Below are 10,503 nucleotides of genomic sequence, written 5' to 3' on the forward strand. Positions count from 1 at the left end.
TCACTCCGCCCAATGCACTGTTGCGCCGTCCAGAACGGCCCTTATCGGTGCCTGTTCTACGGGCAGGCCGCGCGAAGCCTCAAGCGCATCGCGCTTTTCCTGTCCAAAGATGACGACGTGTTTCTTCAATGCCGCATCCAGCACCGGCGCGGTCAGGGTGATGCGCGGCTCTGGCGCCGACGGCGCCCGCATCGCCATCAGCACTGGTGCATCTTCGGCCAGCGCCCGGGACAAATTGTCAGCCCCGGGAAACAGAGAGGCCGTGTGCATGTCCGCGCCCATTCCCAGCAACAAAACCGCGATCGGAAGTTGCGGCACGATCTGCGATTCCAGTTCCGCGAGCACGTCTTCGGGCTGGTCCGCGGGAATGAAAAGGGGCAGCAGACGCGCGGCGCGGGCGCGGTCCACCAGCAGGCGTTCGCGCAGCAACCGGGTGTTCGACCGGGGGCTGTCCTCGGGCAGCCAGCGTTCGTCGCCCAGCATCACGTCGACCCGCGCCCAGTCCAGGTCGGCGGCGCAGAGCGAATCAAAGATCGGTCCCGGCGTCGTGCCCCCTGGCACCACCAGAAGCGCGCGGTACTGGTGGTTCAGCGCCGCCTTCAGGTCGCCGGCAATGCGGTTGGCAAGGTTGATTGCCAGCATTTCCCGGTCGGCATAGTCCTGCATCTCATAGGTCATACCCGGATCTCCCGCCATTTGCGCCCGTCGCGGTGCATCAGCATCAGCGCCTCTTCCGGCCCGGTGCTGCCGCTGTCATAGGGTTCGGGCACTTCGCCCCGGCGTTCCCAGCCGGCGATGATCGGGTCGGTCCAGGCCCAGGCGGCCTCGACCTCGTCGCCGCGCATGAACAGGGTCTGGTTGCCCCGGATCACATCCATGATCAACCGTTCATAGGCGTCCGGCACGTCCTCGCCATCCGGCCCCAGCGCCTCGGCAAAGGTCATGTCGAGCGGCACATCGACCAGCCGCATGCCACCCGGCCCCGGTTCCTTGATCGTCACCTGCAGGGTGATGCCTTCGTTCGGCTGCAGCAGGATCGACAGCACGTTGCGGTGCCGCCCGGCCTCTTCGCCGAAGATCGAATGCGGCGTATCCTTGAACACCACCGCGATTTCCGACGACCGCGCCTTGAGCCGCTTGCCCGTGCGCAGGTAGAACGGCGTATTGGCCCACCGCCAGTTCGAGATATGGCATTTCAGCGCCACAAAGCTTTCGGTGGTCGAGCGCGGGTTTTCCACGTGCTCGCGATAGCCCGGCTGGCTGTCGGTCGGCCCATACTGGCCGCGGACGATATGGTGGAAATCCACCGGGTCGAGCGCCCGGATCACCTTGAGCTTTTCGTCGCGCACCGCGTCGGGATCGAATTTCGCCGGCGGCTCCATCGCGATCAGGCACAGCAACTGCATCAGGTGGTTCTGCACCATGTCCCGCATCGCGCCCGAGGTATCGTAATAGGCGCCGCGCCCGCCGACTCCCACGGTTTCGGCAACGGTGATCTGCACATGGTCGATGTACTGGGCGTTCCAAAGCGGCTCGAACAGCATATTGCCAAAGCGGACCGCCATCAGGTTCTGCACCGTTTCCTTGCCGAGGTAATGGTCGATCCGGTAGATCTGATCTTCGCGGAAATGCTGCGCCAGCGTGGCATTCAACGCCTTGGCAGTGGCGAGGTCGTGACCAAAGGGTTTTTCAACAACGATCCGGCTGTCGTCCGTCGCCAGCCCATTGCTGTGCAGACGTTCGGCGATCGCGCCGAACAGCGACGGCCCGACCGAGAAATAGAAGGCCCGCACCATATCGGGGCGCAATAGGCTGCACAGTTCCGACCAGCCGCTGGTGCCCTTGGCGTCGATCGGCACATAGGCCAGCCGGGCCAGGAAGCCTTCCAGCCCGGCATCCCCGCAGGGCGTTTTGCCGCCGAATTCGTCGATCGCCTCGCGCACCAACTGGTGGAACGCGGCGGTGTCGATCTCGGACCGGGCGGCGCCCACGATCCGGGCATCGGGCGGGATTTGTCCGGCACAAAACCGGCGAAACAGCCCCGGCAAGATCTTGCGCCGGGCAAGATCGCCGGTGGCGCCGAAGATGACAAGATCGAACGGATCGACGGGAATGACACGAGAGACCATGGGGATTGGCTCCGATTTATGTGTTTCGAAACAGGGTGTTGCGCGCCTTCACGCCGAGGGATTCTGTCGCGGCGTTAGCGCTAACGATCACCGTTTACCGCAGCTTCTTCTGAAAGTCTAACACCCTGCAACAGGTTCACAATGGTGTCAGCGCAAACTTGTCACATCTGGTCAGGCGGCAGCAGGCACGATAGCACTGGTCCCGACACGCCATGACCGACGGGGACGCAATGAAGGATCAGCTGGAAACCACTGCAAATGCCGGGAAATTCCTTGATCCCTTCGTAACCGCCGATGGCAGCGCGCGCGCGACAGTGCCGCTGTCAGATCCGCAAACGCTGTGGTTCAACACCGGGACACTGTGCAACATCACCTGCGCGAATTGCTATATCGACAGTTCGCCCGTCAACGACGCGCTGGTCTATCTGACGCTGGAGGAGGTGTCAGAGTACCTCGACCAGCTTCAGGCGCGCAACTGGGGTGTGGCCGAGATCGGCTTTACCGGCGGCGAGCCGTTCATGAACCCCCAGATCATCGCCATGCTGGAAACCGCGCTGGCCCGCGGCTACCGCGCACTGGTGCTGACCAACGCGATGCGCCCGATGATGCGGCCCCGGGTGATGGCGGGGCTGGTCGATCTGCAGGCGCGGTTTGGCGACCGGCTGGTGCTGCGCGTGTCGCTGGATCATTGGAGCGCCGAACATCACGACGCCGAACGCGGCCGCGGCGGATTCGACAAGACGCTTGCGGGCATGCGATGGCTGCGCGACGCGGGGATTTCGATGGCCGTCGCCGGGCGGACCATCTGGGGCGAAGGCGAGGCCGAGGCCCGCGCCGCCTATGCCCGGCTGTTTGCGGCCGAAGGCTTTGAGATTGACGCGATGAACCCCGGTGCCTGTGTGTTGTTTCCCGAAATGGACACGAGCATCGATGTGCCCGAAATCACCACCGCTTGCTGGGGTATCCTTGGCAAGTCGCCCGACATGGTGATGTGCGCCAGTTCCCGGATGGTGGTGAAGCGCAAAGGCGCGGACCGGCCCGCGGTGCTGGCCTGTACGCTGTTGCCCTATGATCCGCAGTTCGAACTGGGCACCACCCTGGCAGAGGCGGAACGCGACGTGGCGCTGAACCATCCTCATTGCGCGAAGTTCTGCGTGCTGGGCGGGGCGAGCTGTTCCGCCTGACGCATCCGCGTCCGGCGGCCGACGCGGGGGGCCAGCCCCCCGCACCCCCCGGGATATTTCGGGCCAGAAGAAGCACGGGGCAGCCGAGATCCCGGATGCTGTGCGGGCGTCTGACACAAGCCGGTTGCGCGCGGGTCAGTGACCGGGAAGCGGGTTACTCGGGGCGGCTGATCTCGCCACCGCCGACAGCGGCGCGTACCCCTGTCGTGCCGGGGCACGAGGTGGGCAAGCCACGCGCCACGCGCACGGCAAGGAAAGCAAAGGCCTGCGCTTCCAGCATGTCGCCATTCAGCCCGACGGTTTCGACCGGCTGCACCGGGCAGTCCAGCCCGGCCTGCAGCATTGCCATCATCACCGGGTTGTGCCGCCCGCCGCCGGTGACCAGGACGCGGACCGGCGGGCGCGGGCAAAACGCCATCCCCTGCATCACCGCCGCCGCCGCCATGGCTGTCATGGTGGCGGCGGCATCGGCGTCGTCGAGTTCGCGCACAAGGTCCAGCATCAGGGAAAAATCATCCCGGTCCAGCGACTTGGGGGGCACTTTCAGGAAATAGCCGTCTTCCAGGAACAGCTCCAGTGCACCATCGACCACGTCGCCCTGCGCCGCCAGCCGCCCGCCTTCGTCCATCGCTTCGCCGAAACGCTGCATCATCAGGTCGTTGATCGGTGCATTCGCCGGGCCGGTGTCGAAGGCCAACAATGCGCCCTCTTCTTCTGGTCTGGCCCTTTGCGGATCGACCCAGGTCAGGTTGCCGACCCCACCCAGGTTCAGGAACGCCACCGGGTCCGTCGCCCCGATCCACCGGGCGCAGGCAAAATGGAAGAACGGCGCCAGCGGCGCGCCTTCGCCGCCCAGCGTCACGTCGTTGGTACGGAAATCCCACACAACCGGTACGCCAAGCGCCTGCGCCAGCGCGGCGCCATCGCCCAACTGGTGAGTGCCGCGCCCCTTGGGATCATGGGCGAGCGTCTGGCCGTGAAAGCCCACCAGATCGGCACCGTCGAACCGGCCCAGCACCTCCGCATGGGCACGCTGCACCACATCAAGCGCGGCGTCCAGATCGTCGCCTGGCCATTTGCCAAGCGCCGCGCGCAGCACCGCCTGTTCGGCAGCCGTATAGGGGCGGTAATCGCTGACACCGAAATCCACAAGCCGTTCGCCATCGGTCAACAGCATAGCTGCATCGACCCCATCAAGCGACGTGCCCGACATTGCCCCCAGCGCCCAAACCGGTTCCGCCCGCAACATGGTCTTTTCCTCTGCACCGACAGCCTCTATAGCTGCCCGCGCATATTAAGAGGGAAGACCCATGACCTACCATCCCAAATCGGACTTCATGCATGTCATGATGGAACGCGGCTTTCTGGCCGATTGCACCGATTACCAGGGCCTTGACGAGGCGCTGACCAAAGGGGTGGTGCCGGGCTATATCGGCTTTGACGCGACGGCGAAATCGCTGCACGTGGGCTCTCTGATCCAGATCATGATGCTGCGCTGGCTGCAAAAGACCGGGCACAAGCCGATCACCCTGATGGGCGGCGGCACCACCAAGGTGGGCGATCCGTCGTTCCGCGCCGATGAACGCCCGCTGCTGACGCCCGCCCAGATCGACGACAACATCGCGGGCATCAAACAGGTGTTCGCGAAATACGTCAGCTATGACGACAGCCCGACCGGCGCGCTGATGCTGAACAACGCCGAATGGCTGGACACGCTGAACTATCTCGATTTTCTGCGCGACATCGGGCGGCATTTCAGCGTCAACCGGATGCTGTCGTTTGAATCGGTGAAATCGCGACTGGACCGGGAACAAAGCCTCAGTTTCCTCGAATTCAACTACATGATCCTGCAGGCCTATGACTTCCTCGAGTTGAACCGCCGCTACGGCTGCCTGTTGCAGATGGGCGGGTCGGACCAATGGGGCAATATCGTCAACGGCATCGACCTGACGCGCCGCGTTCTGGACAACGAAATCTTTGGCCTCACCTCGCCCTTGCTGACCACCTCGGACGGCAAGAAGATGGGCAAGTCGCAGGATGGTGCGGTCTGGCTGAATGCCGACATGCGCGCGCCTTATGAATTCTGGCAGTTCTGGCGCAACACCACCGATGCCGACGTGGGCCGGTTCCTGAAACTCTATACCGAACTGCCGCTGGACGAATGTGCTCGCCTTGGCGCGCTCGAAGGGTCCGAGATCAACCAGGCCAAGATCGTGCTGGCCAACGAGGTCACGGCGCTGTGCCACGGGGCCGAGGCCGCGGCCGCCGCCGAGGCCACCGCCCGCGAGGTGTTCGAAAAGGGCGGCGTGGGCGACGACCTGCCAACGCTGGAACTGACCGCGGCCGATCTTGGCGACGGCCTGTCGATCGTACAGGTGCTGGTCAAATCCGGGCTGGCCAAGTCCGGCAAGGATGCCAAGCGCCTGATCGCCGAAAACGGCGCCCGGATCGACGATGCGCCGCTGACCGACGCCGGGCTGATGCTGGATGCGGGCGCGCTGTCCTCGCCGATCAAGCTGTCGGCAGGCAAGAAGCGCCACGCGCTGGTCAAACTGGCCAACTGACCTGTCGGCGCCCCTGCCGGGGCGTCGTTAACCATCTTGCAAGCGTTCTCGTGCAGGGATGTGCGCCATGACGCGCGCCCTGCCCCTGATGCAATCGCCCGAATACGCCCGCGCCCTGACACTGCTGGGCGTGGCACACCGCTGGCACATCCTTTCTAATGGGTCGCGCATTCTGGAACATTCCCGCCGGCTTCCGTTGCTGGGCACGGTGCGCTTGATCTCTCGCTTGCCCGCGCTTTCACAGGCGGAACTGACGGCGCTTCGACAGGGCGCACCCCTTCTGCTCAACCCCGACGACGCCGACACCGCCCCCCTGCGCGGGGCCGGGTTCCGGCGACTGCGGCGCCCCGCAACTCTGGCGATCTTGCCGGTGCTGCCAGAACCTGCGCAACGGACTGCTTTGACGCAAAGCTGGCGCACCGCCCTGGCCCGGGCACAAGACGCGCCGGTCGCGGTGTGTCGGACAGATCTGCCGCGGGACCGTTGGCTGTTGTCCGTTGATCGCCTGCAACAGCGCCAGCGCCGCTACCGGGCGCTGCCTGCCGCGCTTCTGCTGGCCTATGCACAGGCCAACCCGGGCAAGGCCACGGTCTACAGCGCCCACCACCTCGGCGAAGTCATCGCCGCAATTCTGATCCTGCGCCATGGCACCGGTGCAACCTATCAAACCGCTGTCACAACCAGCCCGGGCCGCCAACTGAACGCCCATCGCCGCCTGCTTTGGACCGCGCTGAACGACCTGCGGGCCGCCGGGACCCTGGCGCTTGACCTTGGCACGACGGATGCGGGCCAACCAGCGGGACTGACCCGTTTCAAACTTGGTATGGGCGCACGCGACACGTGCCTTGGCGGCACATGGGCAGGCATGTCGCGCTGGCGGTCCGCGCGCGCCTAGTCCCCCAGCATCCACCGCCCATCGGGCCAGAACGCGTGGAACGCAAACGCAAACATCACGTCATGCACCACGTCGCGGCCGTCTTGGTCGAACACCCGGATATCGCCCACCTCACGCCCCTGTCCGATCGCGGCGCTGTCCAGGGCCGAGGCCGCCCCCGAACGCCAGGTCAGGTGCAAGCCGTCCTCGGCGATCTCTCCGGCCGCGGCCAATCGCGTCAACGGCCAGGCCCGGTCGCCGACTCGCACCACCCGGGCCAGAGGCGCAATGCCATGCGGCGGCACGTCCCCGCCATACAGGAAAGGCCGTGACGCGCTGTCATACCCGACATAAGGGTTGCGGCCATAGGGCCGCGTCCACGCCGGTTCATCCATCACCAGCCCGTCGGGATTGCGCGCTCTGAACGCCTCCCAGCTTTCGACCCAGGCGGGCAGCATCGCCAGGTCAACACCCGTCATCTCGCCCACGATGCCAAGGCCCACGGCCTGCTGCCACCAGCTTTCGGTCTGCCGGTCATACATGATCATGTCAGAGTTGCGCAGCTTGCCGCTGACACCGAACTCCAGCACCCGCTCCCCGACCCGCCGGTCAAACACCACGGCCGAATTGCACAAGGGACAAAACGTGACCGCCACCGGCAAGTCGGCCACCACATCGTTCACGATCTCATGCCAGGTCAGGTAGCGCAAAGGATAGGCCCGCGCCTGCGCACCCGCCAGTTCCAGCGCAATCACCGGCTCGCGCCCGCCAATCCGGCTCTCTCGCGCCACCGGCAGAAAACCCGGGGCGCTCAGCGCCGGGATCCCGTCCTTCGCCGGTCCGCCGGACACGATCTCGACCCAACTGTCCACCGTGGTGCGCGAAAAATCCGTCCGCGGCCATTCGTGCCGCCAGTACTCCGGCCCCGCGACCACCGCACCGGACAGGCAAAGCACCCAGAAAACCGCCAGCCACACCCGCCCCATCGTCGCTCTCCCCGGTCCAATGGCACCAGGATACCACAAACACCGTCCCATGTGTCTTTGGCTTCACAAATACCTCGGGGTGGGAATGGCGCGTAGCGCCAGGGAGGGGCTGGCCCCTCCCAAGCCGGTCCGGTTTCGCCAAAGGCGGAACCGGACCTGACCTGCGCGCCGCGCAAGCGGTGCACGATGTCCGAAACCGCCACCGGCACTCCCGGCGGCGGCCCACGTCATTCGATGACCTTGACGCTCACCATCCGGTCGGGTTCGCCAAAGACCTCGCCATTCCGGCCCTGGCCCCGCTTGATCGCATCGACCACGTCCATGCCGCCGGTCACCTGCCCGACCACGGTATACTGCCCGTTCAGGAAATCGCCCGGCGCGAACATGATGAAGAACTGCGAATTGGCGCTGTCGGGATCCTGCGACCGCGCCATGCCGACGGTGCCGCGGGCATAGGGAACATCGGAAAATTCCGCCTTCAGGTCGGGCCGCGACGACCCGCCGCGCCCTGCCATCTTCATCGAGAACTCCGGGTCGCCCATCTTGCCGAAGGCCACGTCGCCGGTCTGCGCCATGAACCCGTCGATCACGCGGTGGAACACCACGTCGTCATAGGCACCCTCCTCGGCCAGTGCTACGATCTGCGCCACGTGATTCGGCGCGACCTCATCCAGCAGATCGATCGTGATCACCCCGTTGGCGCCTTCGCCCGCCACGGTGATCTCCAGCCCGGTCGCGCCGGCGGGACCCGCCAGCAGCGCCGCGATCAGTGCCAGCTTACGCATCCGCAGCCACCTTCACGCTGATCATCCGGTCGGGGTCCGCAGGCGGTTCGCCACGGGTGATCGCATCGACATGTTCCATCCCCGACGCGACCCGGCCGTAGACGGTGTATTGCCCGTTCAGGAAATGGTTGTCGTTGAAATTGATGAAAAATTGCGAATTGGCCGAATTCGGGTTCATCGACCGGGCCGCCCCCAGCGTGCCACGGTCATGCGGCAGCTTGGAAAATTCTGCCGGCAGATCCGGCAGATCGGACCCGCCCGTGCCGGCGCGGCGCAGGTTGAAATCCTTTTCCATGTTGCCATTGGCGACGTCGCCGGTCTGCGCCATGAACCCGTCGATCACGCGGTGGAAACAGACGTTGTCATAGGCCCCGGCGCGCGCCAGTTCCTTCATCCGTTCGACATGTTTCGGTGCCACATCGGGCAGCAGTTCGATGGTAACGGTGCCGCCCTTCAATTCCATCAGGATGGTGTTCTCGGGGTCCTTGATCTCGGCCATCTCGGGCCTCCTTGCTTGTGTTTGCCTGGGTCTTTCCCTAGCGCAGACTTAGCCCCTGCAAAGGCGGATTCCAATGGGGGATGCCAATACGGCGCATTGACGGATCGGCATTCCCCCGCCATCACATTCACAAATTCAAAGACGCATGTATGACTGAGGAGGAACAACATGGCGTGGAAGACCCTCGACGATATGGATCTGGCGGGTAAGCGGGTGCTGACCCGGGTCGACATCAACGTGCCCGTCGAGGACGGCAAGGTGACCGACGCAACCCGGATCACCCGGCTTCTGCCCACCATCAAGGACATGCTGGATGCCGGCGCCACCCCGATCTTGCTGGCGCATTTCGGCCGCCCCAAGGGCAAGGTCGTCCCGGAAATGAGCCTGGGCCAACTGGTCGGCGATCTCGAATCCGCCTTTGGCTGCACCGTGATCTTCGCCGCCGACTGCATCGGTGACGCCGCTGCCGCCGCCATCGCCGCGGCCCAGCCCGGCGACGTGGTGCTGCTGGAAAATACCCGCTTCCACGCCGGCGAGGAAAAGAACGACCCGGCGCTGGTCGAAGAGATGGCCAAGCTTGGCGACATCTATTGCAACGATGCATTTTCCGCCGCGCATCGGGCCCATGCCTCGACCGAAGGCCTGGCGCACAAGATGCCGTCTTGCGCCGGTCGCCTGATGCAGGCGGAACTGTCAGCGCTCGAATCCGCGCTTGGCACCCCCAAACGCCCGGTGGCCGCCGTGGTTGGCGGCGCCAAGGTGTCGACCAAGCTGGAACTGCTGGGCAACCTGGTGGAAAAGGTCGACACGCTGATCATCGGCGGCGGCATGGCCAACACCTTCCTGGCCGCGCAAGGGATCGACGTGGGCAAATCGCTGTGCGAACACGACATGACCGGCACCGCCTCCGAGATCCTCGAAAAAGCCAATGCCGCGGGGTGTGAAATCCTGTTGCCGACCGACGTCGTCGTGGCACGCGAATTCAAGGCCAATGCCGCCAATGAAACCGTCGCCTCCGACAGCTGCCCGCCCGACGCGATGATCCTCGACGCGGGCCCCGGCACCGTGGCCAACGTGATCTCGGCGCTCGACAACGCCAGCACGCTGATCTGGAACGGCCCGCTCGGCGCGTTCGAGATCGAGCCCTTCAACACCGCCACCAACGCCGCCGCGGCCCATGCCGCGAAGCTCTCGGCCGAAGGCAAGCTGGTCTCGGTCGCGGGCGGCGGCGACACCGTGGCCGCGCTGAACCAGGCCGGCGCCGCCGACAGCTTCACCTATATCTCGACCGCCGGCGGGGCCTTCCTGGAATGGATGGAAGGCAAGGAACTGCCCGGCGTCGCCGCGCTCGGCTGACCGGCGGCCAACCGGAAAACCGATCCTGCGTCTTTGGTTTTCCAAATACCTCGGGGGGTCCGGGGGGGGGGGGCCCCCCCGCCCCCCCCCCCCCCCCCACCCCCCCCCCCCCGGGGGGGGCCCCCC

The 10,503-nt window shown here is 65.3% G+C and carries 10 protein-coding genes; 4 read left to right on the plus strand and 6 right to left on the minus strand.

Going from position 1 to position 10,503, the window contains the following annotated elements; genetic code table 11:
- Nucleotides 1–678: a 6-phosphogluconolactonase gene (gene pgl, locus VK792_RS17275; RefSeq protein WP_326299120.1), complete on the minus strand. Its 678-nt coding sequence runs from the start codon at nucleotides 676–678 to the stop codon at nucleotides 1–3.
- Nucleotides 675–2,129 (minus strand): glucose-6-phosphate dehydrogenase, encoded by a 1,455-nt coding sequence (zwf, locus tag VK792_RS17280; RefSeq protein WP_326299121.1) that lies wholly within the window; start codon nucleotides 2,127–2,129, stop codon nucleotides 675–677. The genes pgl and zwf overlap by 4 nt, the downstream gene beginning before the upstream one ends.
- Nucleotides 2,130–2,359: 230 nt before the next feature.
- Between zwf and VK792_RS17285 the strand changes: the two genes are divergently transcribed.
- Nucleotides 2,360–3,313, plus strand: coding sequence for a radical SAM protein (locus VK792_RS17285; protein ID WP_326299129.1), 954 nt, complete (start codon nucleotides 2,360–2,362; stop codon nucleotides 3,311–3,313).
- 154 nt (nucleotides 3,314–3,467) lie between these two features.
- Here VK792_RS17285 and VK792_RS17290 read toward each other — a convergent pair whose 3' ends face one another.
- A complete protein-coding gene (locus VK792_RS17290; protein WP_326299122.1) occupies nucleotides 3,468–4,562 on the minus strand; it encodes an anhydro-N-acetylmuramic acid kinase in 1,095 nt (364 codons plus the stop codon).
- A 61-nt stretch (nucleotides 4,563–4,623) separates the two neighbouring features.
- On the opposite strand from VK792_RS17290, the gene tyrS reads away from it, so the two are divergent.
- Both tyrS and VK792_RS17300 read left to right on the plus strand, forming a co-directional pair.
- Nucleotides 4,624–5,877, plus strand: coding sequence for a tyrosine--tRNA ligase (gene tyrS, locus VK792_RS17295; RefSeq protein ID WP_326299123.1), 1,254 nt, complete (start codon nucleotides 4,624–4,626; stop codon nucleotides 5,875–5,877).
- 67 nt (nucleotides 5,878–5,944) lie between these two features.
- Nucleotides 5,945–6,772 (plus strand): GNAT family N-acetyltransferase, encoded by an 828-nt coding sequence (locus VK792_RS17300; RefSeq protein ID WP_326299124.1) that lies wholly within the window; start codon nucleotides 5,945–5,947, stop codon nucleotides 6,770–6,772.
- On the opposite strand, the gene VK792_RS17305 is transcribed toward VK792_RS17300, so the two are convergent.
- From VK792_RS17305 to VK792_RS17315, 3 genes are all read right to left on the minus strand, one after another.
- Entirely contained in the window at nucleotides 6,769–7,737 is a 969-nt protein-coding gene (locus tag VK792_RS17305) for a DUF3179 domain-containing protein (RefSeq protein WP_326299125.1), read from the minus strand. The genes VK792_RS17300 and VK792_RS17305 overlap by 4 nt on opposite strands.
- Nucleotides 7,738–7,964: 227 nt before the next feature.
- Nucleotides 7,965–8,522: a peptidylprolyl isomerase gene (locus tag VK792_RS17310; protein ID WP_326299126.1), complete on the minus strand. Its 558-nt coding sequence runs from the start codon at nucleotides 8,520–8,522 to the stop codon at nucleotides 7,965–7,967.
- Nucleotides 8,515–9,021 (minus strand): peptidylprolyl isomerase, encoded by a 507-nt coding sequence (locus tag VK792_RS17315; RefSeq protein WP_326299127.1) that lies wholly within the window; start codon nucleotides 9,019–9,021, stop codon nucleotides 8,515–8,517. Before VK792_RS17315 ends, VK792_RS17310 begins: the two co-directional genes overlap by 8 nt.
- A 168-nt stretch (nucleotides 9,022–9,189) precedes the next feature.
- On the opposite strand from VK792_RS17315, the gene VK792_RS17320 reads away from it, so the two are divergent.
- Nucleotides 9,190–10,377, plus strand: coding sequence for a phosphoglycerate kinase (locus VK792_RS17320; protein WP_326299128.1), 1,188 nt, complete (start codon nucleotides 9,190–9,192; stop codon nucleotides 10,375–10,377).
- Nucleotides 10,378–10,503 lie beyond the last annotated feature (126 nt).

The organism is Mesobacterium hydrothermale (assembly GCF_035818635.1).
Taxonomy (GTDB): Bacteria; Pseudomonadota; Alphaproteobacteria; order Rhodobacterales; family Rhodobacteraceae; genus Mesobacterium_A; species Mesobacterium_A hydrothermale.